The sequence below is a fragment of the Mesorhizobium sp. B2-5-3 genome, assembly GCF_006441005.1.
In the GTDB taxonomy this organism is placed as follows: domain Bacteria; phylum Pseudomonadota; class Alphaproteobacteria; order Rhizobiales; family Rhizobiaceae; genus Mesorhizobium.
The window spans coordinates 54,341-79,387 of record NZ_VFUS01000018.1; the positions used below are offsets into that span (position 1 = coordinate 54,341).

Here is a 25,047-nt window from a genome sequence, read left to right on the forward strand (position 1 = left end):
ACCTCCGGCATCAGTTGAAATTCGGCGGCTGCGACAGATCCGGCTGTGGTGCCGCCGGTTTGGCGGGCGCCGTGTCGCCGAAGTTCGGCGGTTGCGACAGGTCGGGCGCGGCAGGCGCGGCGGGCGGCGGGGCGCGAGTGGCGGGTGCGGTTCCGCTCCCGGCCGGCGGCGTGCCGAGCGGCGTCAGTCCCGGCACCTCCGGCACCGTATAGTCGATCGTGCCGGAATCGACCGCTGTGCCCTTGTAGTGCATCACCATTTGCGGGAAGGCGATGGTGAGCCCGATCATGATCACCTGGATGCAGACGAACGGCACGGCGCCCCAATAGATCTGGCCCGTGGTCACCGGCGCGATCTGCTTGCCGGTCAAGCGGTCGAGATAGGGCACCCGGGCGGCGACCGAGCGCAGGTAGAACAGCGCGAAGCCGAAGGGTGGATGCATGAAGCTGGTCTGCATGTTGACGCCCAGAAGCACGCCGAACCAGATCAGGTCGATGCCGAGCTTGTCGGCGGCCGGTGCCAGCAACGGCACGATGATGAAGGCCAGTTCGAAGAAATCGAGGAAGAAGGCAAGCACGAAGACCAGGATGTTGACGCCGATCAGGAAGCCGACCTCGCCGCCCGGCAGCGAGGTCAAGAGATGCTCGACCCAGATGTGGCCGTTGACGCCGTAGAAGGTGAGGGAGAAGACGCGCGCGCCGATCAGGATGAACAGCACGAAGGACGACAGCCTTGTCGTCGAAGCGAGCGCCTGCCTGACCACGTCGAGCGACAGCCGGCCTTTGATCGCCGCCATCGCCAGCGCGCCGACAGCGCCCATGGCGCCGCCCTCGGTTGGAGTGGCGATGCCAAGGAAAATGGTGCCCAGCACCAGGAAGATCAACGCCAATGGCGGGATCAGCACGATCACGACCTGCTGCGCCAGCCGCGACATCATGTTGATTTTCAGGCGCTGATCGGCGATCGCAACGATATAGATCACGGCCACGCCGATGCTGGCGCCGAGGATGTCGGCATTGTCGCCATGGGTCGGTGCGAGATAGCGGTAGGCCGCGTAGGAGATCGCCACCGTCGCCAGCAACGCCACCAGCAGCGACACGACGCCATGGCCGAGCGTGCGTGCTTCCAGCGGCAGCGCCGGCATCGAATTCGGCCGGACGATCGTCATGATCAGGATGTAGAGCATGTAGAGGCTGGTCAGCACGATGCCGGGGATCAGCGCGCCCGCATACATGTCGCCGACCGAGCGGCCGAGCTGGTCGGCGAGCACGATCAGCACCAACGACGGCGGGATGATCTGGGCGAGCGTTCCGGACGCGGCGATGACGCCGGACGCCAGCCGGCGGTCATAGCCGTAGCGCAGCATGATCGGCAGCGAGATCAGCCCCATGGCGATGACCGATGCCGCCACCACGCCGGTCGTCGCGGCCAGCAGCGCGCCGACGAAGATCACGGCATAGGCAAGCCCGCCGCGGATCGGCCCGAACAGCTGGCCGATCGTATCGAGCAGGTCTTCCGCCATCCCCGATCGCTCGAGCACGATGCCCATGAAGGTGAAGAAAGGGATCGCCAGCAGCGTGTCGTTCGACATCACCCGGCTGCCGTAGAAATTATCCGGCAACGCATGCAGCAGCGGCCAGGCGAGATTGATCGAGCCGCCCGAATAGGGTGAGACCAGCACGCCGATGAAAAAGAACAAAAGTCCGTTGGCGGCGAGCGAGAAGGCGACGGGATAGCCGATCAGCAGGAAGAGGACCAGCGAGGCGAACATGATCGGCGCCATGTTCTGGGCGATGAACTCGATCACGAGCGCACCTCGTCGGCCAGTGCCTTGGCTTCGAGTTCCGCCTGCTCATGCGCCGATATGAACGGGGTCGGGTCGTCCATGTCGCCGCGCATGATGGCGATCTTCTTGATGATCTCGGAGATGCCCTGCAGCGCTAGCAGGAAGAAGCCGACCAGCAGGATCGCCTTTGCCGGCCAGATGATCAGCCCGCCGGAATTGTTCGACATTTCGCCGCTGCGGAACGACAGCGACACATACGGGACGAAATAGATCACCATCAGCGTCACGAACGGCATCAGGAAAAAGACATGGCCGAAAAGGTCGATCCAGTGCTGCACGCGCCGCGGGAACAGGCCATAGACGATGTCGATGCGGATATGGTCGTTCTGCTTCAGCGTATAGGCCGCCGCCAGCATGAAGGCGGCGCCGAACAGGTACCATTGCAGCTCCAGCCACGCATTCGACGAGGTGTCGAACACCTTGCGGATGGTCGCGTTAGCGGCGCTCACCAGGATTGCCAGCAGGATCAACCACGATATCCATTTGCCGATGAACTCGTTCACACGGTCGATCGTCCTGGATAGAGCGAGAAGCCCTGCCATGCATTCCTCCCTGTTGGCCGAGGCGCGACGGCTCCCCCTTGTTTTCCGCCGCGCCGCTGTGGCCTAACCGTATGCCGTGCGTGGCAGGACGGGTCAACACAGGAGCGGCGCTGTCAACGCGGTTGTGAGACGAGGAAGCCGACGAAGCGCAGGCAGACGGCGCACGGCTTGGGAACCCGGAACCGGCAGCCGGCAGGGTTCGTGGGGAAAATCAAAGCCTTAAGGCGGTCGTTTCGTTTCCGAAACAAGCTTATCGACGGCATGCGTCATGCAACCAAAGTCTGATGCGGATCACACGATCTTGGTCTGGTCGCGGCCAGCGCCGATCAGCACCAGCATGGCGACGAGGAACAGGTACATCCACGCGTCGCGCCATTCCACCGGGAAATAGCCGGCCCACAGCGACTCGGCCATGCCGAAGGCGGCAGCGCCCAGGGCCGCCCGCGGCGGCGAGAGATAGCCGCCGACCGCTGTCACGAACAGGATCTTGAGCCCGTAGACGAGGCCGGAACCGAAACTGACATTGCCGTAATAGAGGCCGGCCATGACGCCGGCCAGCGCGGCGCAGAAACCGCCGAACAGCACTGCGTGGCGGAACACGGCGCGCACGTCGACGCCGCACATGGCGGCCGCCTTGGGATCGTCGGAGACGGCGCGCCAGCGCCGGCCGAAATTCGAATGGGCAAAGCCCCAAGCCGCAAGCGCCACCGCCCCCAGCACCACGGCGCAATCGAGCAGCTGGATCAGCGTCAATGTCGCCTTGAAGCCGGCATTCTGCGCGAAAACGACAGGTTGCGCCAGCATAGGCGGCAGCCACAAATCATGCGTGTCGGCGGCGATGCGGCTTGCTTCCGACAAAACCAGCAGGATGCCAAGCGTGGTCACCACGATCGCATTGGGCGAGCGGTCGGCCAGCGGTTCGAAGACGCTGCGCGACAGGACGCTGCTGATAAGCGCGGCGTAGAGGAAAGCCGCTGCGATGCCGAGCACCACCGCCGCCGTCAGCGTCAGCCACAGCACCTGGTAGCCGAAGGCGGCGGTCAGGATCATCGTCTGTCCGCAAAAGGCGAACAGCGCGCCATAGGCCAGGTTGGTGCGGTGCAGGATGCCGTTGGTCAGCACATAGCCGAACGCCAGCAGCGCATAGAGTGCGCCTGAATGCAGCCCGTTCAGGACCTGCTGGAACAGATACAGCATGCGAAAATCCTCGGGGCATGTCGCCCAAAGCGCATAGCGGCTTTGGGACGACGATACGCTCCAGACAGAGAGCGGCAATACCCGCTTCAGGGCAGACTTGCATCGTCGAATCTAACTTGTCAAATGCCATTTATCGGTTAGATTTCGGACATGACGGTATCCTGGACCCCGCACCGCTTCACCGGCGGCCTGCTCGCGCTCGACACGGCTAACACCGTCGTGCTGCGTGCCGATCCCGAGAGGACCTTCGACCGTTTTGACGATCCGCGCGAGATCGCCCGCTTCGCGGACGCGGCGAGCGGCTTTCGCGCCGCCGAGCTTGGCGGCAGGCGGCTGGCGGTCTCCGCGCCGGCTGCAATCGCGCCTGTCGTGCTGGCGATCCGCGAGGCGACGGACCGGTTGTTTCGCCACGCCGTGTTGAGGGGCGCCGTCGCCACCGATCATCTCTCAGGCTTGCTGGGGGCCTGCGCCGGCGGTCTTGCCGGCAGCCGGACCGAGATTGCAGCGCCCGGAAAGCCGTTCGGCGATCCGGCAACGCCGATCGCTTTCGAGGCGGCGCTGGCGGTTTCCGCCTTGTCGCTGCTGCGCGAGGACACGGTCGCCAGGCTCAGGATCTGTCCCAACTGCACCTGGCTGTTCGTCGACCGCAGCCGTAATTCCAGCCGCCTTTGGTGCGACATGGCGGTCTGCGGCAACCGCCAGAAGGCAAGCCGCCACTATCGCCGCCGCAGGGCGGCCAATGAGGTCAACAATGTCCAGGATTAGCTCTCGTTCAGCCCTGCTCGGCATGGCGCTGATCGCGGCGATGGCGCTCGGCGCCTGCCGCGACACCGCTAAGGACGGTGAAGGCAAGTTGTTCGAGATTTCGGGCAAGATATTCGTCTTCAACTATCGTCTTGCCAGGGCGACCTATGTCGTGACGCTGCGGCCCCTGCGGCCGATGGGAGAGGGCCAGGTCGCGGTCGCCAGCTTCCAGGATCCGGCCGGCGGCGCGCCGTTGGTGGTCGAGCAGAAGGTCTGGCCCAAGCTCGACAAGGTGACGCTGGAGAGCCCGGCTTTGACCTGCGTCGTCAAGAACAAGCCTTATACGATCGCCATCGCTATCAAGGGTTCCGACGGCGCGGTCCTGCAGAAGATCGACACCACGCTGATGTCCACCGAAGACCAGTCCATCCTGCCCGACCGGCCGCTCGTCATTGACCAGCTCTACACCGCCAATCCCGATCTCGTAGGCCACCCCGACGGCAAGCTGCCGGGCGAGCCGAAGCCCGACTGCTCCAAGGGCACCTGACGCTCGCCGCCAAGCCGAAAGGCAAGCGAGATTTTCGTACGCCGGACATTGCTCGCGGGGCGATTTCATACCGGGCAAGGGATGACGGCGGATCGTTCGTTGCGCGTTGCCTGTCACGTCCGATTTCGTTTGACCTGTCTTGCAAGGGGAGAAAGGATGCGTCATCCGATCCCGACGCTGGCTGCCTGCCCCCGCGCGGCCTCCGCAGAGGAAATGCCTGATGACGCTGCACGACGTCGCGCTCGACGACAAGTTCGACCTGGGGAAGGAACGCATCTTCCTGTCCGGCGCCCAGGCGGTCATCCGCATGCTGCTGATGCAGCGCGAGCGCGACCGCCGCGCGGGCCTGGACACGGCCGGCTTCGTCTCCGGCTATCGCGGTTCGCCGCTGGGCGGCCTCGACATGCAGCTGTGGAAGGCAAAAAAACAGCTCGCCCAGGCCGACATCGTCTTCCAGCCCGGCCTTAACGAGGAACTCGCCGCTACCGCCTGCTGGGGATCGCAGCAGACGGAACTGCTGGGCGAAGGCACCCATGACGGCGTTTTTTCGGTTTGGTACGGCAAGGGTCCGGGGGTCGACCGCTCCGGCGACGTCTTCCGCCACGCCAATCTGGCCGGCTCGTCGAAACATGGCGGTGCGCTCGCTTTGATGGGCGACGACCACATGGCCGAATCCTCGACCAACGCGCATGCCACCGAATTCCTGTTCGTCGACGCCATGGTGCCGATCCTCAACCCGGCCGGTGTCCAGGAGATAATCGATTACGGGCTCTACGGTTTTGCCATGTCGCGCTTCGCCGGCACATGGGCGGCCATCAAATGCGTCAAGGACAACATCGAATCGACGGCCTCGGTCGATGCCTCGATCGAGCGTCTGAACATCGTTAATCCCGAGTTCGACATGCCGCCCGGCGGCCTCAACATCCGCCACGAGATCGACATGCTCGGTCAGGAGGAGCGGCTGCATGAGTACAAGCGCGCCGCCGCGTCGGCCTTCATCCATGCCAACGGGCTGAACCGCGTCGTCTATTCGGGCGGCCGCAATCCCAGGATCGGCATCATCACCATCGGCAAAAGCTATCTCGACGTCCGCCAGGCGCTCGAGGATATCGGCATCGACGAGGCGGCCGCCGGCCGCATCGGCGTGCGGCTGTTCAAAGTCGGTTGCCCCTGGCCGCTCGATTTCCAGCACATTGCCGAGTTCGCGCGCGGCCTCGACACCATCGTCGTCGTCGAGGAGAAGCGTTCGCTGATCGAGGTGCAGCTTCGCGAGAGCCTCTACGGCACCGCCACGCAGCCCGTCATCGTCGGCAAGAAGAACGAGCGCGGCGACTGGCTGTTTCCGGCCAAGGGCGCGCTCGACCCCAACGAAATCGCCATTGCCCTTGGCGAAAGGATCGTGAAAACCATCGGTCCGTCGGAAGAGATTTCAGCGCGGGTGGCGAAGCTGCGCCAGTTCCAGGCCATGCTCGCAGACGCGTCGGACATCGGCTCCCGCACGCCCTTCTTCTGCTCCGGCTGCCCACACAATTCCTCGACCAAGGTGCCGGATGGCTCGATCGCCGCGGCCGGCATCGGCTGCCATTTCATGGCACTGTGGATGGACAGGAATACTGTCGGCTTCACCGCCATGGGTGGCGAGGGCGCGCAGTGGGTCGGCCAGGCGCCCTTTTCCAAGCGCGACCACATTTTCCAGAATCTCGGCGACGGCACCTACAACCACTCCGGCACGCTGGCGATCCGCTTCGCGCTGTCGTCGGGCGCCAACATCACCTACAAGATACTCTATAACGACGCGGTGGCCATGACCGGCGGCCAGCCGCATGAAGGCGGCCTGACGGTGGACATGATCGCCAGGCAGGTGCGAGCCGAAGGGATCGAGCGCATCGCCGTCGTCACAGACGAACCCGACAAATATGCCGGCAAGGTCGAGTTCCCGGCCGGCGCCACCATCCATCACCGCGACGATCTCGATCTCGTCCAGCGCGAGCTGCGCGGCGTTAGCGGGGTTTCGATCCTGCTCTACGACCAGACCTGTGCCGCCGAAAAGCGCCGCCGTCGCAAGCGCGGAACCTTTCCCGATCCCGACAAGCGGGTCTTCATCAACGAACTGATCTGCGAGGGCTGCGGCGACTGCGGCGTCCAATCGAACTGCGTCTCCATCCAGCCGGTGGAGACCGAGTTCGGCCGCAAGCGCCGGATCGACCAGTCGAGCTGCAACAAGGATTTTTCCTGCGTCAATGGCTTCTGCCCGTCCTTCGTCACGGTGCATGGCGCCAAGATCCGCAAGGCCGAAGGCATCGCCGGCAAGACCGATCCGCTCGACGGCGTTCCAGCAGCCGCCGAATTCCCGCTCGGCGAACAGGGCTGGGCGGCGATCATCGACGGCGTCGGCGGCACCGGCGTCGTCACCGTCGGCGCCGTGCTCGGCATGGCGGCTCATCTCGAAGGCAAGGGCTGCGGCATGATCGACATGGCCGGGCTTGCCCAGAAGGGCGGTTCGGTGTTCACCCATGTCCGCATCGCCCGCACGCCCGATGACATCCATGCCATCCGTGTCTCGGCCGGCAAAGCCGATCTCGTGCTCGGCTGCGATCTCGTCGTGTCGGGCGCCAAGAAGGTGCTGGCCGCGGTGCGCGAGGGCCACACCATCTTCCTCGCCAACACTGCCGAGATCATGCCGGGCGAGTTTGCCCGCTCGGCCGATTTCTCGCTGCCCATCGAGCGCTTGAAGAAGGCGATCCGCACTGCTGCCGGCGACGACAAGGCGCATTTCTTCGACGCCACCCGCACAGCCACCGCCCTGTTCGGCAATTCGCTGGGCGCCAACATGTTCATGCTCGGCTTCGCCTTCCAGCATGGCGGTCTGCCGCTGTCGGCGCAAGCCGTCGAAAAGGCGATCGAATTGAACGGCGAGGCGGTGGGGATGAATATCGCCGCCTTCCGCTGGGGCCGCCGCGCCGCGCATCAGCCGGATTTCGTGCGTGGCCTCGTCCAGCCGGGCAAGGACGGCCAACCCGCCACGATTGCCCAGACGCTGGACGAAATCATTGCCCGCCGGATCGCTTTCCTTTCCGCCTATCAGAACGCCGCCTATGGCAAGCGCTACGCCGGCAGGATCGCTGCCCTGCGCGCGGCCGAAGCCAAGGCCGCGCCCGGTTCGAGCGCCGTGACGGAAGCGGCGGCCAGGAACCTGTTCAAGCTGATGGCGATCAAGGACGAATACGAGGTGGCGCGGCTCTATACCGACGGCTCCTTCGCCGCCGAACTCGGCAAGCAGTTCCAGAGTTACGAAAAACTCGAATTCCATCTGGCGCCGCCGATTCTGGGCCGTCGCGGCAATGACGGCAAACCGAGGAAATCGAGCTTCGGTCCCTGGATGATGAAAGGGTTCCGCATGCTGGCGGCGCTGAAGGGCCTGCGCGGGACAGCATTCGACCTGTTCGGCTACACCGCCGAGCGGCGCATGGAGCGGCAATTATTGGCGCAATATGAGGCCGACCTGCAACGCGTCGCCAACTCGCTGGCGCCGGACAACATCGAGGCCGCCACGGCCCTCGTCTCGGTCCCGGCACTCATCCGCGGTTACGGCCATGTTCGGCAAGCCAGCGCTCAAAAGGCGGCCGGCGAGCGCCAAAGGCTGCTCGAGCGCCTGTCCGGCACGTCAGCGAGGGCGGAACTCCAGGCCGCCGAGTGATGGCCTTGTTTACCTAAAGCCCAATTCTCCCAGTCTGTCCTGCTTTGCGCGCCTTCGGCAAGCCGCCCAAAACCGCTGTTCTAAGCCTTTCTTAAGGCGGATGTGAGATGACGAGGCCTAGCGTTGGGCCGACGACATGGGCAGAACAAAGACCGAAAACATCCCAGCGGATGTTTATATCCAGTTTGTGCGGTCGTTGTTCGACAACGCCCACATGCTGGTGATCGGTGGCGTGTGCTACTGGATCCTCGGACTAATGATCTACTTGCGCACGAACAATCCGTTGTTCCTGGCTTTCTCTTTTGTTCTGCTGTCCATCTGCCTTTACCGCTATTTCGGCATTCGCGCCTTCCGGAAGGCAGGCGGTGTAATAGCCGACGTCCAGGAGGCGCATCGGTGGGAGCGCAACTACATCCTCAAGGGCAGCGTGCAGGGCCTAACGTTGGGCGCACTGTGCTTCATATCGATCTATGTCTATCCCGATCCCTTTGCCGAACTGGCCGCGACGTCGCTGGCCATCGCGACCTTGGTGACGGTTGTTGGCCGGAACTACGGCTCTCCCATTATGGTGCGGGTTTTTTCCGTGACCTTCATTGGTCCGGCAGCACTTGCACTTTTGCTGCGCATGGATGTGCCTTCGGTCATTCTCGGTCTGATGATCATCCCGTTGACTTTCGTCACGATCAACAGCGCCGACCACGTCCGCGATGTGCTTTTCTCGGCTGTCATCGGCCACAAGGAAGCGAGGAAGCTCGCGCTCAGATTCGATCGCGCGCTCAATACCATGTCGCATGGCCTCGTCATGCTTGGCCCGGACGGTCGGGTGGCGGTCGCCAATGCCGAGGCCGCGCATCTGATGTCGCTCAAATCGGCCGATGCGCTGCTTGGGCGGTCAATCCATGGTCTCTTGATGCGCGGCGTCGTGGGCGGCATGCTGGCCCCAAAGGACTGCCGCTACATCGAAGCCCAGCTGACGCGTGCATTGCGCGAGGGCCGCGACCGTAAGGTCTTGGTTTCGCTCGCCAATGGCCAGCACTACGAATTCTCCGCCCGCGAAGGCAGCCAGGAACTCGGGGTCATCACCTTCGAGGACGTGACGGCGCGCGTCGAGGCGGAAGACAAGATCCGCTTCATGGCGCGCTATGACAATCTCACCGGCCTGCCCAATCGCGCCTATTTCCACGAACTGATCGGCGAGGCGATGGCGTCAGGCGACCGTGACCGCCTCTGCGGCCTTGCCGTGCTCGACCTCGACGATTTCAAGAGTGTCAACGACACGCTCGGGCATCCGATCGGCGATGGATTGATCTACGCGGTGGCCGAGCGTCTTGCCGCCATTGCGGGACAAGGCATCACCGTCAGCCGCTTCGGCGGCGACGAATTCATGGTTTTCTTCGACCGTATAGAGGATGAAAGCCATCTGACCCTTCAGATCGACGAGATCTTTGCAGCATTGCAAGGGGAGGTGGACGTCGCCGGCCACGGGCTGCGCATCCAGGCCAGCGCCGGCGCCGTGCTGTCGCGGGTCAGGGATACCGACGTCGACGCCATGATCGTCAAGGCGGACCTGGCGCTCTATAAGGCCAAGGAGCTCGGCAAGAACGGCTGGCGGCTGTTCGAGGCCGCCATGGACGCTGCGTTCCGCAACCGCCAGCTGATGAAGGCGGATCTGCGCAGCGCGGTGGAAGGCAAGGCCCTGCGCGTCGTCTACCAGCCGATCGTGGCGATGAGCACGATGCGCATCGCCAGCTGCGAGGCGCTGTGCCGCTGGGACCATCCCGACCTCGGGCCGATTTCGCCCGGCATCTTCATTCCGCTGGCGGAGGAAATGGGCATCATTTCCGAGATCAGCACCTTCGTGCTGCAGGCAGCCTGCACCGAATGCGCCAAATGGCCGGACCACACCAGCGTCTCGGTCAATCTCTCCGCCAAGGATTTCCGCAACCGGGACGTCATCCAGAAGGTTCGCGACGCTCTGGCCAGCTCCGGCCTTGCCGCCGGCCGGCTGGAGATCGAGGTCACCGAAACGGCGCTGCTCGATGACAAGTCGCTGACACGTCAATACATCGAGGAACTGAAGCAGATCGGTGTGCGCATCGCACTTGACGATTTCGGTACCGGCTATTCGAGCCTGAGCTATCTGCACAAGCTGCCGCTCGACAAGATCAAGATCGATCGCTCCTTCTTGATGGACGTCACCCAGAGCAAGCGTTCGCTGGAGCTGCTGAAGGGCATTGTCAATCTGTCGCGGCCGCTTGGACTTTCGGTGACTGTCGAAGGCGTCGAGACCTTTGAGCAGCTCAAGATCCTGGCCTTGCAAGTGAAACCGGATCTCGTGCAGGGCTTCCTGTTCGGTGCCGCGCTCAGTGCGTCGGGTATCGAGACGATGTCGAATGTCACCTGGCCATTCGCCGCTGACCTGCGTCGCACCGGTAAACGGACGGTCCGTTAGCGCCGTAATTTTCGACTTCGCTCGATTGGATTCCCCGCGCGTGCGAGTCGCACGATGCTCTTTGATGTCGAACTCAATCGTTCGATGACAGGATACGGTTCCGCCGTGATTTTGGCTTTGCGCAATGCTGCTGAAAGGTCTTCCTCACTACGCAGATGTATCGGAGGCATGATCCACATCCTCTCAGTGGCAATCGCTCGGACGATTGCTCAGTAAGATATTCTCAAGCGGCTCCCGGCCATTAAGGTTAACGGAATGTAAATCAACAAGATCTAAATTTCGGCTTGTGTCTCATTTCAACTCGAATAGCCTATCCTAGGTCGAATTCGAGGACAGACGATGGATGCTGCAACAGCTACAAGGAATGCGTCTGGCGGGGTAAGCACAGCCGGGGATTCGGTGCTGAATCGATCGATGATGCAACTGCTTGAGCATGTCGATTATCGCCTCATTACCGGGGGCGAGGATTTGGAAGCGATTTACCGGCTTCGCTATAAGTCCTATCTGCGCTCCGGCATGTGCGGCCCGCTCGCCAGCGGCATGTTCGAGGATCGCTGGGACAATCTACCCAATTCCTACCGATTCGGTGTCTATTGCTACGGCGAATTGGTGAGCACAATCCGCTTCCATTACATTTCCATCGAGCACCCGAATTCGCCCTCCGTTGATGCCTATCCGGAAATACTGATCGAGCGGCTTGCCCGCGGAGAAACCTTCATCGACGGAACCCGCTTCGCAACCGATCCTGATGCCGCGCCGGCACCCGGAGTGCTGCCGTTTCTGACACTCAGGCTTGCCATGGTGGCCTCGCTCTATTTTGGCCAGAACTCTGTGCTGACGCCGGTCAAGGTCGAGCATTCCAATTTTTATTCTCGTTACTTCAATGCCGTGCAGAGGACCGAGGCTAAGGAGTTTCCGGGCGTTCTTACCCGGATCGCCCTGTTCGAAATCCCCGCCGGCGAAAATATGCGCCTGACGCTCGAACGTTTCCCATTCTTCAGGTCGACGCCCATGGAACAGCGGTTGATGTTCGCCAATCCGGCCATCAATCGGCTGACGCCCTTGTCTATCGTGCCGACGGCGAAATATTATCGTGAGGCCGCCTGAGGCCCCTGATTTTGCAAAGCTCCGGAGCTTTCCGGCCAGATCCGCGTTTTGATGACGGCGGCGCGTTGACGCTCCGCGTCTTCATTTCGACGTATCTGCCAAAAGGACCCCGACATGCATATTTCCCAGCTCGCGCTCACGCCGCTTATCTCGCTGATCGCCGGGGTGCTGATCCTGGTCATGCCACGGCTGCTGAACTACATCGTCGCGCTCTACCTGATCATAGCCGGCCTGCTTGGATTGTTTCCGCACCTCGCCGGCTAAAGACGGACAGCGCGGTTGACGCGCCAGCCGGCTTCGTCCGGGATTGCGCGAAAACAAGCAGCCGGAGCGGTTCGGCGATTCTGCCGAACGCAGGGGCGCTTTGCTTCAAATTTCCCTGGAGGCAGTTGTCGGCTGCGATGCGGCAATAGCGCCATTGCTCTCGGCGCGGCTTTTCGCTATGTGCCTGAAAGATGTCTTCGAAGGGGTATTCCTATGGCTGAGCACACGCCGACCGGTCCTGTCGAACTGGGCGCGAAGATGGACTATGCCGAGCACGACCGCACCTATGCGGGCTTCCTCATGCTGGCCAAATACGGATCACTCTTCTGCGGCGCCATACTTCTGGCGATGGCTTTCGGTTTCTTCGCGGGCGGCTTCTTCTCGGCGACTATCCTGTTCGTCCTGATCATGGCCGTCGGCGCCTTCATTCTGCGATAGTCTTTCCAAAACCCCATTGCCTTTGACGTCGCCGGACGCCCCGGCCGACACTTTGCGCAAACAGGTTCCAGCCGAAAGGATCATGCGGTGGGACAGACGGTTTTCATCCCTCGTGAGCTCGATGCGAACGAGCCGCGCGTCGCGGCTTCGCCCGATACGGTGAAACGGCTGGCCGGCCTGGGTCTTGAAGTGGTTGTGGAGGCCGGTGCCGGCACGCGATCGCGCATTCCCGATGAGGAGTTCGCCAAGGCGGGCGCTTCGATCGGCGAGGCCGGCGATGTGGCCAAGGCCGACGTGGTGCTGAAGGTGCGCCGGCCGACTGATGCGGAGCTGAAAAGCTACAAGTCAGGCGCTGCGGTCATCGCCATCATGGATCCGTATGGCAACGATGCCGCCGTCGCGGCGCTGGCCAAGGCCGGGCTGACGGCCTTTGCGATGGAATTCATGCCGCGCATCACGCGCGCCCAGTCGATGGACGTCTTGTCCTCGCAGGCTAACCTTGCCGGCTACCAGGCGGTGATCGACGGCGCTGCCGAATATGACCGGGCGCTGCCGATGATGATGACGGCGGCCGGCACTGTTCCTGCCGCCAAGGTGTTCATCATGGGCGTCGGCGTTGCCGGCCTGCAGGCGATCGCCACAGCGCGCCGGCTCGGCGCGGTCGTCACCGCGACCGATGTGCGCCCCGCCGCCAAGGAACAGGTCGCCTCGCTTGGCGCAAAGTTCCTCGCCGTCGAGGACGAAGAGTTCAAGGCGGCCGAGACCGCCGGCGGCTACGCCAAGGAGATGTCCAGGGAATACCAAGCCAAGCAGGCGGCGCTGACCGCCGAGCACATCGCCAAGCAGGACATCGTCATCACCACGGCGCTGATCCCCGGCCGCCCGGCGCCGAGGCTGGTGTCGGCTGACATGGTCGCCTCGATGAAGCCTGGTTCGGTGATCGTCGATCTTGCGGTGGAGCGCGGCGGCAATGTCGAGGGCGCTGTGCCTGGCAAGGTCGTGACGACGGCCAAGGGCGTCAAGATCGTCGGCCATCTCAACGTGCCGGGCCGCGTCGCGGCCTCCGCTTCGCTGCTCTACGCCAGGAACCTTTTTGCTTTCCTCGAGACCCTGGTCGACAAGGCGACGAAGACGCTTGCCATCAACCGCGATGACGACCTGGTCAAGGCGACCATGCTGACCGACGGCGGCAAGATCGTCCATCCGGCCTTCGCCAAGGCCGACCAGCAGCCGCCAAAGGGCCAATATATCGAACCGCCGGCGATCCCGGCCAGCACAATGGTCGCCGATGCTTCGGCGCCCAAGAAAGCCGCGCCCAGGAAAGCCGCCGCATCCAAGCCCTCGCCGCCCAAGTCGCCCTCGCCCAAGCCGAAAGGGACCGCGTGATGGATCAGACCTTGCAGAAAGCCCTCGACCAGCTCGACCAGGCAAGTGCCGCCGTCCGGCTGGCGGTGCAGAACCTGGCAAATGCTCCCGGCGGCGCCGAGGCGGCGGGCGACGCCGCGCACGCGCTGTCGGGCGGCGCCATCGATCCCTTCGTCTTCCGCCTGGCCATCTTCGTGCTGGCGATCTTCGTCGGCTATTACGTCGTCTGGTCGGTGACCCCTGCGCTGCACACGCCGCTGATGGCCGTCACCAACGCCATCTCCTCGGTCATCGTCGTCGGCGCGCTGCTTGCCGTCGGCATCGCCGCCTCGGGCGTCGCCGCGGGCTTCGGCTTCGTCGCGCTGATGCTGGTGTCGGTCAACATCTTCGGCGGCTTCCTCGTCACCCAGCGCATGCTGGCAATGTACAAGAAGAAGGACAAGTGACGTGACCGTCAATCTCGCCTCCTTCCTCTATCTGGTTTCCGGCATTCTGTTCATCCTGGCGCTGCGCGGCCTGTCGCACCCGACCACCAGCCGGCAAGGCAATCTCTACGGCATGATCGGCATGGGCATCGCCATCGCCACCACGTTGGCGCTGGCCACGCCATCGGCCGGCCGTTTCGGCCTGATCGTGCTCGGCCTTGCCATTGGCGGCGGCGTCGGCGCCGTCACGGCCAGGCGCATCGCCATGACCTCGATGCCGCAACTGGTCGCCGCCTTCCATTCGCTCGTCGGCCTTGCCGCCGTGATGGTCGCTGCCGCCGCCATCTATGCGCCGGAAAGCTTCGGCATCGGCATGGCGGGCGACATCCACGCCCAGGCGCTGGTCGAAATGAGCCTGGGTGTGGCCATCGGCGCCATCACCTTCACCGGCTCGGTCATCGCCTTCCTGAAGCTTGACGGGCGCATGTCGGGCAAGCCGATCATGATCGGCGGCCGCCATTTCATCAACATCGCGCTTGGCATCGCCTTGGTCGTGCTGATCGTGCTTTTGGTCACCACCGAATCGAAGCTCGTCTTCTGGCTCATCGTTGCCGCCTCGCTTGGGCTGGGCGTGCTGCTCATCATCCCCATCGGCGGCGCCGACATGCCGGTCGTGGTGTCGATGCTCAACTCCTATTCGGGTTGGGCGGCCGCGGCTCTGGGCTTCACGCTCGGCAATCTGGCGCTGATCATCACCGGCGCCCTGGTCGGCTCGTCGGGCGCCATCCTGTCCTACATCATGTGCAAGGGCATGAACCGCTCCTTCATCTCCGTCATCCTCGGCGGCTTCGGTGGTGAGACTGCGGCCGCGGGCGCTGATGATGGGATCGAGCGCACGGTCAAGCAGGGCTCGGCCGATGACGCCGCCTACCTGATGATGAACGCGCAGAAGGTCATCATCGTGCCGGGCTACGGCATGGCGGTCGCCCAGGCGCAGCATGCGCTGCGCGAGATGGCCGACAAGCTCAAGGCCAATGGCGTCGACGTCAAATACGCCATCCACCCCGTGGCCGGCCGCATGCCGGGCCACATGAACGTGCTCTTGGCCGAAGCCAACGTGCCTTACGACGAAGTGTTCGAGCTCGAGGACATCAATTCCGAATTCGCGCAGGCCGACGTCGCCTATGTCATCGGCGCCAACGACGTCACCAACCCGTCCGCGCGGGATGACAAGAGCTCACCTATTTACGGTATGCCGATCCTCGACGTCGACAAGGCGCGCACCTGCCTGTTCGTCAAGCGCTCGCTCGGCTCCGGCTATGCCGGCATCGACAACACGCTGTTCTACAAGGACGGCACCATGATGCTGCTCGGCGACGCCAAGAAGATGACCGAGGAAATCGTCAAGGCCATGGATCACTGACCCGGTCAGATCGTCCGCATGAAGAAGCCCGGCTCGCCGGGCTTCTTCAGTTTTGGACTTGGGACGATGTTCAACGGCTGGTCAGGAACACGGCCTCCTCGTCGTCGCGCTGCCTGCCGCCGAGGGCGGCCGCGGCGCTGGCGATGAAGGCGCCGATGACCAGCGACAGGGCGCCGAGAAGCGCAAATGTGGCGCTCGCCTTCCTGGCGGTATCGGCCGCCTGCTGGGCCTTGGCCTTGGCGTCCTGCGCCTTTGCCAGCAGCGTATCGACACGCGTCTTGGCGTCTGCTTCCGACAGGCCGGTGCGTGCCGCGACCAGCTGCGACAGGTATGTCTTGTCCTCGGGCGAAACCTCGCCAGCCGCAGCGCTGGCGACCAGGATGCGCGATGCCTGCGCCGCCGCCGCCGCGTCGTTTTGCGGATTGGCTGCCGCCAGTCTCGCCGCGTCCGCCGGCCTGAACAACGAGTCCACCAGATAGGATGTGGCATTGTCCGTCGATGCCCCGCCTGCATTGGCCGATGCACCGGCCGAAGCGCCCTGGGCGGCGCCGGCGGCCACGCTGGATACAGCCTGGACGCCGGAACCCACAGCCGCCGACAGCGCCGAGCCGAGTACGCCGACGACCAGCAGCGTCGCCAGCGCCCATGCCAGGAAGCCATGAGCCGTATCCCGGAAATAAACCTCGTCGGTATGCACGCCCACCCATTTGGTGCGCAGCCGGCCGGCAAGATAGCCACCGAGGCCGGATGACAGCCATTGCACGACGATCAGCCAGACCGCGGTCGAAACCGCGAAGCTGGTGATAGAGGCGCTTGAGCCCGACCATGGCGAGACCATGCTCAACCCCAGGCCGGAGCCGAGCAGCATCAGGATGAAGGTCAATGTCGAGGCGGCGAAGGCACCGGCGATGATCGGACCCCAGCTGATAGCGGTGGCGGACGATTCCACCGCGCCGGGATCATCCGTGATCGACAGGGTGGACTGCATGACAGCCCCCTATCGCGCGAAAAGCATGATGAGAAGGATGATCGGGATTGGAACCCCGAGTAACCAGAGCAAGATGCCGCGTCCCATGGGAGCCTCCTTCGCCAGGAATTGTGATCGATACTGTCACAATGCTGGAAAGAAGCTTCCGTTCCGGCGGTTCGAATGAATCTCGCAAGGGAAACACTGGCGCGACCGACGCGCGCCAATGGTCCCGGGATGACTCCGGATTAAATGTCCAGATTGGCCACCGACAGCGCGTTGTCCTGGATGAACTCGCGCCGCGGCTCGACCTCGTCGCCCATCAGCCGCGAGAACAGGCTGTCGGCGTCGGTGGCGTCGTTCACCTTGACCTGCAGCAGCGAACGCACGTTCGGATCGAGCGTGGTTTCCCAAAGCTGCTCGGCGTTCATCTCGCCCAGGCCCTTGTAGCGCTGCATGGTCAGGCCCTTGCGGCCGGTCGCGAACACCGCGTTGAGCAGTGCCAACGGTCCCGAGATGGGTTCCGAGACATCCTTGCGGCGCAGCACGGGCGGCGCTCCATAGACGTCGCTGAGCCGCTGCGCGTAGCGGTCGAGCTGTCGCGCATCGGCTGAATTGATCAACGCCATATCGAGATGGGCGTATTCCTTGACGCTGCGCACCGTGCGTTCGAACACATAACCGCCGATACCCTCATTCGAAGTCGACATCCGGCCGGTCCAGCCGCGCTCGGTGTCCTCGGCAATGATGTCGAGACGTTGCGCGATCCGCTCCGCCATCGCATTGGCGCGGCCAAGATCGGCGACGACGTCGGCATTGAGCCCGCCGGCGATCGCCGCCTGCTCCACGACGCCTCTGTTGTAGCGCGTGTGCAGGCCGTTGATGAGCTGGCGCACGGCGAGCGCATCGTCGATCGCCGCCCGCAGGTCCTGTCCGGCGCGAACCTCGCCGGAGCCGAGCGTGAGCGAGGCTTCTTCCAGTCCCGAGCCGATCAGGAATTCCTCGAACGCGCTTTCGTTCTTGATGTATTGCGAGCTCTTGCCTCGCGTCACCTTATAAAGCGGCGGCTGGGCGATATAGAGATGGCCGCGTTCGATCAATTCCGGCATCTGCCGGAAGAAGAAGGTGAGCAGCAACGTCCTGATATGCGCGCCGTCGACATCGGCGTCGGTCATCAGGATGATCTTGTGGTAGCGCAGCTTGTCGGCGTTGAATTCGTCCTTGCCGATCGACGTGCCGAGCGCGGTGATCAGCGTGCCGATCATGTCGGAACTGAGCATGCGGTCGAAGCGGGCGCGCTCGACATTGAGAATCTTGCCGCGCAGCGGCAGGATGGCCTGGTTCTGGCGCGAGCGGCCGCCCTTGGCGGAGCCGCCGGCCGAATCGCCCTCGACAATGAAGATCTCAGACTTCGCCGGATCGCGTTCCTGGCAGTCGGCAAGCTTGCCGGGCAGCGAGGTGACGCCCAGCGAGGTCTTGCGGGTGATGTCGCGCGCCTTGCGCGCGGCCTCGCGCGCCGCCGCGGCTTGGATCACCTTCTCGACCACGACCTTGCCTTCGCTCGGATGTTCTTCGAGCCAGGTGCCGAGCGCCTCGTTGACCAGCCCTTCGACCACGGGCCGGACTTCCGAGGAGACCAGCTTGTCCTTGGTCTGCGAGGAGAATTTTGGGTCGGGAACCTTGACCGACAGTACTGCCGTCAGCCCCTCGCGGCAATCGTCGCCGATCAGCGAGACCTTTTCCTTCTTGGTCAGGCCCGAGGAATCGCCATAGCCGGTGATCTGACGCGTCAGGGCGCCGCGAAAACCGGCGAGATGGGTGCCGCCGTCGCGCTGCGGGATGTTGTTGGTGAAGGCCAGCACATTCTCGTGGTAGCTGTCGTTCCACCACATGGCCACTTCGACGGTGATGCCGTCGCGCTCGGCCCTGATGGCGATTGGTTTGTCGATCAGCGGTTTCTTGACCCGGTCGAGATATTTGACGAATTCCTCCAGGCCGCCATCATAGTGCAGCTCATGCCGCACGACGTCGGCGTGGCGGGCGTCGGTCAGCACGATGCGCACGCCCGAATTCAGGAACGCAAGCTCGCGCAGCCGATGCTCCAGCGTGCCGAAATCGAATTCGACCATCGTGAAGGTCTCGGACGACGGAAAGAAGGTGATCTCGCTGCCGCTGCGGCCTTCATAGGTGCCGGGCTGCTTGTCCTGTTCATAGCTGCCGGTAACGCTCAGCGGCGCGTCGGCATTGCCGTGTGTGAAGCTCATCTCGAAGATCTTGCCATTGCGGCGGATCTTGAGCTTCAGCCAGGCCGACAGGGCGTTGACCACAGAGACGCCGACGCCGTGCAGGCCGCCGGACACTTTGTAGGAGTTCTGGTCGAACTTGCCGCCGGCATGCAGCTGCGTCATGATCACTTCGGCTGCCGAAATGCCTTCGCTGGGATGGATATCGGTGGGAATGCCGCGCCCATTGTCGATGACGGTGACCGAACCGTCGGGATTGAGCGTCACCGTGACGAGATCGGCATGACCGGCCAGTGCCTCGTCGATGGCGTTGTCGACGACCTCATAGACCATGTGATGCAGGCCCGAACCGTCATCGGTGTCGCCGATATACATGCCGGGCCGTTTGCGGACGGCATCCAAGCCCTTCAAAACCTTGATGGAATCTGCGCCGTATTCGGCTTCGGCGCCGTTGGCGTTCTCAGTCTGGTCGCTCATGAAAACCTGTTGTCTAGAGGCGGCTGGTGGAGCGCGAAAAATCGCCCCCGAATCGCGCTTTCAATATGGCCTAGATATAGGCGTTAAAGGTGGTTTTTCCAAGGTTTGCAGGCATTTCCGGGCGGAAAAGCGCACCGTCGGCCAGCTATTGGCGAGAGGCTTTGACCTTAGCCAGCCGGTCGCGCAGGAATTTTGATCGTGAACTTCTATCTTGGCGCCGGCTGCCGCGATGGCGGCCATCAAAAGCATCAGCAGCAAAGCGCATGGCAAACGCAGGCCGAACCGCCCACCGTTCGGTCGTTTGCCGACATTCCGCCTGTCTACGGCGCGGGCGAGCCGGCTTGCATCAGCCGGCGCGCATCGGCTTCAGCGCCTCGCTCCAGCGCAGCAACTCCTCCAGCATGGTTCTTGCCCCGCCCTGCACCTGCTCGCTCGCTTCGAAGGAGCCATCGGTTCCCAGCAGCTTCTGATACAGCGGCAGCGCGATGCCTTCCGGAACCGGCATGACGCCGACGGAGGTCAGCAGCGGCTTGAGCGCCTGTGCCGCGCGCAGGCCACCGGAAACGCCGCCATAGCTGAAGATGGCGGCGGGCTTGTATTTCCATTCGCGCGAGAGATAGTCGATCGCGTTCACGATGGCCGGTGCGACGAAGTAATTATATTCCGGTGCCACGAAGACGAAAGCGTCGGCGGCATCGACGGCCTTCGACCAGGCCTTGGTATGATCGTTCAGGTAGTTGCCGAGCCTGGGATGGTGCGGCTCGTCCAGCACCGGCAGATCGAAGGCGGCGATGTCGGTCAGCACCGGTTCGAATTTGCCGTGCTCGCGCGCGAACCGCTCCAGCCAGTGAGCGAAAACCGGCCCGGCCCGGCCCGGGCGGGTGCTGCCGATGATGATGTTCAACTGGTGCTTCAAGGCGGGCTCCTTCGATTGACGGTATCTGTTGGTGACTGTGACCTACGGCAGAGCGCCGTCATGGACAAGACCGCGCCGTTTGGCGAGCGGTCACAATCAGATGATGGGAGCATCGCTCCGTCCCTTCGGGGGCACGGGCTTTTATCGTCAGGCCACATGGACGCGCCGTGCGTCAGTCACTACATCGAACGGAGGCAAGGACTAGCGCGACGCGCTTGCCAGCGGAGCAGCCATGGACACTCAGCCCGCCCCCTTCGTTCCGCCGGCGCCGAGGCCGCGCACATCGCCGCCCTCGACGCTGGAGATGATGCGCATCGTCTACCGCAACCCGCTCGAGCTGTGGGGAGAGCCGACCTACAACGAGCCCTGGATCTCGGTGAACGGCGTCGGTGGACCGCTGGTCATCGCCAATGACCCGGGGCTCATTCGCCATGTCCTGGTCGACAATGCCAGGAACTACAAGATGGCGACGGTGCGCCAGCTCATCCTGCGGCCGATCCTGCGCGACGGCTTGCTGACGGCCGAAGGCGAGGTCTGGAAGCGTTCGCGCAAGGCGATGGCGCCGGTGTTCACGCCGCGTCACATCTTTGGTTTCGCGGGACCGATGCTCAAGCGCACGCTTGAATTCGCCTCCCGCTACGAGGATGGCGGCATCTCCGACATTGCCCACGACATGACGCTGCTGACCTACGACATCCTGGCCGAGACGCTGTTCTCCGGGGAAATCGCGGGGGAGCCGGGCAGTTTCGCCAAGGAGATCGACCGGCTGTTCGAGACCATGGGCCGCGTCGATCCGCTAGACCTGCTGCGCGCGCCCGAATGGCTGCCGCGGCTTACCCGCATCCGCGGCCGCAAGACCATGGCCTATTTCCGCAAGATCGTCAGCAATACGGTCAAGATACGCGAACAGAGACTCAGGCGCGATGCCGATGCCGTGCCGCAGGATTTCCTGACCCTCCTGCTCAAGGCCGAGGGGCCGGACGGGCTGACACGCTCGGAAGTCGAGGACAACATCATCACCTTCATCGGTGCCGGCCATGAGACCACGGCGCGAGCCTTGGGCTGGACGCTCTATTGCCTGGCCGAGGCGCCATGGGAGCGGGAAAAGATCGAGCGCGAGATCGATGCCGTGCTGGCGCGCGAGCCCGATCCGACCAGATGGCTGGACGCCATGCCGCTCACCCGCGCCGCCTTCGACGAGGCGCTCAGGCTCTATCCGCCGGCGCCGTCGATCAACCGCGAGCCGATCGAGCCGGAGAACTGGAGGGATCTCCACATCCCGAGGCGCGCGGCCGTGCTGGTCATGCCTTGGGTCGTCCACCGTCACAGGAAGCTGTGGGACAGGCCGGACGCGTTCATGCCGCAGCGGTTCCATCCGGGAAACCGCGAAAAGATCGACCGCTTTCAGTATCTGCCGTTCGGCGCCGGGCCGCGCGTCTGCATCGGCGCCAGCTTCGCCATGCAGGAAGCGATCATCGCGCTCGCCGTCCTGCTGTCGCGTTTCCGCTTCGATTCCATCGCGCAAACCAGGCCGTGGCCGGTCCAGAAGCTGACCACCCAGCCGCAAGGCGGGCTGCCCATGCGGATCACTTCGCGCCTGTAATCGCCCGCCGTCGGCCTATGTTCAGACCGCCGGTTTGCGCTGGAACTGACCGGCCGCGCGAAAACGCCAGAGATAGCTTGGCAGGATCGTGCCGAGCGCCTGCGGCTGGATGCCGAGGCCGGCGAGCGTGCGGTTGGCTTTGGCAGCCTCCTCCGACACGACATTATGCTCGCGCAATTGCAGCACCTGGTCCTTGGTCAGCAGCGGGTTGGGCAAGAGGCCCAGGATCGACGCCTGCAGGTTCGCCACCCACCACGGCACCGGAACCAGCAGGCGCTTGCGCTCGATCACCGCGAGCATTTCCTGCATGCTTTCCTTGAAAGTAAGCACCTGCGGGCCGCCAAGCTCGTAGATATGACCGCCCTTGACCTTGCCATCGACCGAGCGCGCCACCGCTTCGGCGACGTCGCCGACATAGACCAGCTGGAACTTGGTATGGCCGCCGCCGATCAGCGGCAGTGCCGGCGAATAACGCGCCATGTTGGCGAAGCGGTTGAAGAAACTATCTTCCGGTCCGAAATTGATCGACGGCCGCAGGATCACGGCGTCCTTGATCGTCTCCAGAACGGCCTTTTCACCAAGCGCCTTGGTGCGTGCATAGTTGGATGCGGCTTCCAGGTCGGCGCCCAGGGCCGAAATATGGGTCAGGCCGGCGCCCGCTGCGCGTGCCGCTTCGGCCACCGCGCGAGCGCCGAATTCGTGCACGGCCGTGAATTTCTGCCGGCCGCTCTCATGCAGCACGGCAACCAGGTTGACGACATGATCGGCGCCCTGCACGGCGCGGTCGACCGACCAGCGCACGCGCACATTGGCCTGCACGGGCTGGATCTGGCCGACATTGCCGAGCGGCTGCAAATGGCCGGCGAGATCGGGCCGGCGGCAGGCGACCCTGATGCGATAGCCGCGCTTGGCCAAGGCCCGCACCACGTGGCGGCCGACAAAGCCCGACCCGCCGAAAATGACGACGAGCTTGGGGGTCTGCAGGATTTCGGTCATGGCTGGCTCCGGCGCTCGAAAGCTTGGCTGAAGCCGTTTCATAATCCGTTTCGCGTCAAACGCAAAGGGTGACGCGTCGTCGCTGCCGCCCTGGTTCTCAGAGCAATTCCAGGAAAAGTGTGAAGCGGCTTTCCCAGGAAAAGAGCTTGGGAATTGCGTCGGGACAAAAGCGCTTCAGAACGCCTTGGATGACGCAGAAAACCCCGCCGAGGCGGGGTTTTCCGGATGACATCCATGCGAAGCCAGGGGCCAACGGAGCGGCCTGACCTGAGACGGTATCAGGAGGGCGTGAAGCAAGTACGCCCACCCCAGCCCTGGACATCCGACATGGTGCCACCGACCTTCTTGCAGGCCGCGATGAAATCGGCGCTGCAACTGGCGAATTTCGCGTGACCGTTCTTGCAATAGTGGTCCTCGGTAGCGCCGCCGCCCGGCGCGGCAATGACGCCTGGACTGGACGGCTTGACCGGCGCGGCCTTCAGGTTGGCCGCCTGGGTCGCGCCCATGAACGAGCCGAGGAGAAGGACGGCGGTCAGAATGGTGGTCTTGGTGCTGGTCATGATGGTTCCTTTTCACTGAGGTTGGTTTCTCCGGGACGCGAAGGCCATGCCTTGGCGTGGAGCAGATTTCGATGTGACGTGCTGTTCCCCGGTCTGGATCGGCAAGCTCATCCTGCCCTGGACAAGCATTGGTCGCCCCGACGCTCGAAAAGGTTCAGACCGCGCGCGAAAAAAACACGCATGGCCATGCCGCGGGCAAGCGCCGGCGGCTGATGAGCTGAAAAGAAGAATTTATTTCAGGCCGAATAGCGCTCGGCGAATTCGGAAATGCGCTGCACCACGGCCTTGGAGACCTTGATGCCCCGTGCCGCGGCCTTCTCCGCCGCCTCGGCCCGGGAGCGGCCCGGTATGTGCACGCCGTAGCGCCGGCGCAGCCGATCGAGTTGATCCTTCATCCGCTGCTCGAAATCCGGATCGAGCAGCTTGGGCTCGACGGCCAGCACGAACAGGCCGGTGCCGGGATTGTCCGGGCCGCCGGTGAACCAGGGCGCATCGAGCGACCAGTTTGCCCCCGATAGACCCGCCGCCAGCACCTCGACCATCAGCGCGATGTTGGCGCCGCGCTGGCCACCGAAGGCGAGCATGGCGCCCTTCATGGCTGCGGCCGGATCTGTAGTGGGATTGCCGCTGGCATCGAGCGCCCAGCCTTCGGGGATTTTCTTGCCGTCCTCGGCCGCCTTGCGGATATTGACGAAGGCGGTGGCGCTCGATGACTGGTCGATGACCAGCGGCGGGCCGTCGGCGGCGGGTGCGGCGAAGGACATCGGGTTGGTGCAATAGACCGGCTTGACCGAGCCCGAACCGGCAAGCACGGCGGGACCGTTGGTGGCGGCGAAGGAGACTAGCCCCTGCGCTGCCAGCCTTCCGGTAAAGTAGCCGAGGGCGCCGCATGTATAGGCATTCTTCTGCGAAAAGATGGCGACGCCGAACAGTCTTGCCGCCTTGGCGAGCTCGTCGAGCGTGCGGTCGAAGCCGGTATGCGCCAGCCCGCCTTGCGCATCGGAAAGATAGACTGCTAGCGCCGGCCGGGTGATCACCGGCTCGGCATTGCCGTCGATGCGGCCGGCCTCCAGCGCTTCGAGATAGTCGATGAAATGCGACAGCCCGACGGTCGAGAGTCCTTCCGCCTCGGCCGATATGATCGAGGCGGTGAGCGATTGCGCCGCTTCCTCGTTGGCGCCCGCACCCAGCGCCGCCATGCGGCACAGCCCGGTTGCCTGTTCGAGACTGAGTTGCAT

At 63.7% G+C, this 25,047-nt stretch carries 20 protein-coding genes; 11 read left to right on the forward strand and 9 right to left on the reverse strand.

Going from position 1 to position 25,047, the window contains the following annotated elements; all coding sequences use genetic code 11:
* Positions 1-10: 10 nt before the first annotated feature.
* The 3 genes from FJ867_RS27430 to FJ867_RS27440 all read right to left on the reverse strand — a co-directional run bounded on the left by FJ867_RS27430 (position 11) and on the right by FJ867_RS27440 (position 3,585).
* Positions 11-1,807, reverse strand: a complete 1,797-nt coding sequence (locus FJ867_RS27430) for a TRAP transporter large permease subunit (RefSeq protein ID WP_181168458.1) — start codon at positions 1,805-1,807, stop codon at positions 11-13.
* Positions 1,804-2,388, reverse strand: coding sequence for a TRAP transporter small permease subunit (locus tag FJ867_RS27435; RefSeq protein WP_140501131.1), 585 nt, complete (start codon positions 2,386-2,388; stop codon positions 1,804-1,806). Before FJ867_RS27435 ends, FJ867_RS27430 begins: the two co-directional genes overlap by 4 nt.
* Before the next feature lie 291 nt (positions 2,389-2,679).
* The gene (locus FJ867_RS27440) at positions 2,680-3,585 is read right to left on the reverse strand and encodes a branched-chain amino acid ABC transporter permease (protein ID WP_140819092.1); all 906 of its coding nucleotides are present in this window, start codon (positions 3,583-3,585) and stop codon (positions 2,680-2,682) included.
* Between the two features lie 150 nt (positions 3,586-3,735).
* Here FJ867_RS27440 and FJ867_RS27445 point away from each other — a divergent pair, with 150 nt between their 5' ends.
* From FJ867_RS27445 to FJ867_RS27490, 10 genes are all read left to right on the forward strand, one after another.
* Positions 3,736-4,350, forward strand: a complete 615-nt coding sequence (locus FJ867_RS27445; protein ID WP_140763840.1) for a CGNR zinc finger domain-containing protein — start codon at positions 3,736-3,738, stop codon at positions 4,348-4,350.
* The gene (locus tag FJ867_RS27450; RefSeq protein ID WP_140558751.1) at positions 4,325-4,876 is read left to right on the forward strand and encodes a hypothetical protein; all 552 of its coding nucleotides are present in this window, start codon (positions 4,325-4,327) and stop codon (positions 4,874-4,876) included. Before FJ867_RS27445 ends, FJ867_RS27450 begins: the two co-directional genes overlap by 26 nt.
* Positions 4,877-5,096: 220 nt before the next feature.
* Positions 5,097-8,573: an indolepyruvate ferredoxin oxidoreductase family protein gene (locus tag FJ867_RS27455; RefSeq protein ID WP_140819094.1), complete on the forward strand. Its 3,477-nt coding sequence runs from the start codon at positions 5,097-5,099 to the stop codon at positions 8,571-8,573.
* Positions 8,574-8,709: 136 nt separating this feature from the next.
* Complete coding sequence (locus FJ867_RS27460; protein WP_140580591.1) at positions 8,710-11,025, forward strand: EAL domain-containing protein; 2,316 nt, start codon at positions 8,710-8,712, stop codon at positions 11,023-11,025.
* A 339-nt stretch (positions 11,026-11,364) separates the two neighbouring features.
* The gene (locus tag FJ867_RS27465; RefSeq protein ID WP_140501119.1) at positions 11,365-12,132 is read left to right on the forward strand and encodes a hypothetical protein; all 768 of its coding nucleotides are present in this window, start codon (positions 11,365-11,367) and stop codon (positions 12,130-12,132) included.
* A 114-nt stretch (positions 12,133-12,246) separates the two neighbouring features.
* Positions 12,247-12,396, forward strand: coding sequence for a DUF3096 domain-containing protein (locus FJ867_RS27470; RefSeq protein ID WP_140501117.1), 150 nt, complete (start codon positions 12,247-12,249; stop codon positions 12,394-12,396).
* A 213-nt stretch (positions 12,397-12,609) separates the two neighbouring features.
* Complete coding sequence (locus FJ867_RS27475; protein ID WP_140501115.1) at positions 12,610-12,834, forward strand: aa3-type cytochrome c oxidase subunit IV; 225 nt, start codon at positions 12,610-12,612, stop codon at positions 12,832-12,834.
* Between the two features lie 87 nt (positions 12,835-12,921).
* Complete coding sequence (locus tag FJ867_RS27480) at positions 12,922-14,220, forward strand: Re/Si-specific NAD(P)(+) transhydrogenase subunit alpha (RefSeq protein WP_140819096.1); 1,299 nt, start codon at positions 12,922-12,924, stop codon at positions 14,218-14,220.
* Positions 14,220-14,645, forward strand: a complete 426-nt coding sequence (locus FJ867_RS27485) for an NAD(P) transhydrogenase subunit alpha (protein ID WP_140512858.1) — start codon at positions 14,220-14,222, stop codon at positions 14,643-14,645. Before FJ867_RS27480 ends, FJ867_RS27485 begins: the two co-directional genes overlap by 1 nt.
* 1 nt (position 14,646) lies before the next feature.
* Positions 14,647-16,047, forward strand: a complete 1,401-nt coding sequence (locus tag FJ867_RS27490) for an NAD(P)(+) transhydrogenase (Re/Si-specific) subunit beta (protein ID WP_140650911.1) — start codon at positions 14,647-14,649, stop codon at positions 16,045-16,047.
* A gap of 70 nt (positions 16,048-16,117) precedes the next feature.
* Here the strand turns inward: FJ867_RS27490 and FJ867_RS27495 are convergent, their stop codons facing one another.
* The 3 genes from FJ867_RS27495 to FJ867_RS27505 all read right to left on the reverse strand — a co-directional run bounded on the left by FJ867_RS27495 (position 16,118) and on the right by FJ867_RS27505 (position 20,650).
* Positions 16,118-17,035: a hypothetical protein gene (locus tag FJ867_RS27495; protein ID WP_140497276.1), complete on the reverse strand. Its 918-nt coding sequence runs from the start codon at positions 17,033-17,035 to the stop codon at positions 16,118-16,120.
* Positions 17,036-17,262: 227 nt separating this feature from the next.
* The gene (gyrB, locus tag FJ867_RS27500; RefSeq protein ID WP_140512864.1) at positions 17,263-19,734 is read right to left on the reverse strand and encodes a DNA topoisomerase (ATP-hydrolyzing) subunit B; all 2,472 of its coding nucleotides are present in this window, start codon (positions 19,732-19,734) and stop codon (positions 17,263-17,265) included.
* 346 nt (positions 19,735-20,080) lie between these two features.
* Positions 20,081-20,650 (reverse strand): NADPH-dependent FMN reductase, encoded by a 570-nt coding sequence (locus FJ867_RS27505; protein ID WP_140497272.1) that lies wholly within the window; start codon positions 20,648-20,650, stop codon positions 20,081-20,083.
* A gap of 232 nt (positions 20,651-20,882) precedes the next feature.
* On the opposite strand from FJ867_RS27505, the gene FJ867_RS27510 reads away from it, so the two are divergent.
* The gene (locus tag FJ867_RS27510; RefSeq protein WP_140819098.1) at positions 20,883-22,253 is read left to right on the forward strand and encodes a cytochrome P450; all 1,371 of its coding nucleotides are present in this window, start codon (positions 20,883-20,885) and stop codon (positions 22,251-22,253) included.
* Between the two features lie 21 nt (positions 22,254-22,274).
* On the opposite strand, the gene FJ867_RS27515 is transcribed toward FJ867_RS27510, so the two are convergent.
* The 3 genes from FJ867_RS27515 to FJ867_RS27525 all read right to left on the reverse strand — a co-directional run bounded on the left by FJ867_RS27515 (position 22,275) and on the right by FJ867_RS27525 (position 25,047).
* Entirely contained in the window at positions 22,275-23,249 is a 975-nt protein-coding gene (locus FJ867_RS27515) for a complex I NDUFA9 subunit family protein (protein ID WP_140819100.1), read from the reverse strand.
* 278 nt (positions 23,250-23,527) lie between these two features.
* Positions 23,528-23,809 (reverse strand): hypothetical protein, encoded by a 282-nt coding sequence (locus FJ867_RS27520; protein WP_140512869.1) that lies wholly within the window; start codon positions 23,807-23,809, stop codon positions 23,528-23,530.
* 236 nt (positions 23,810-24,045) lie between these two features.
* Positions 24,046-25,047, reverse strand: coding sequence for an Ldh family oxidoreductase (locus FJ867_RS27525; protein WP_140497264.1), 1,002 nt, complete (start codon positions 25,045-25,047; stop codon positions 24,046-24,048).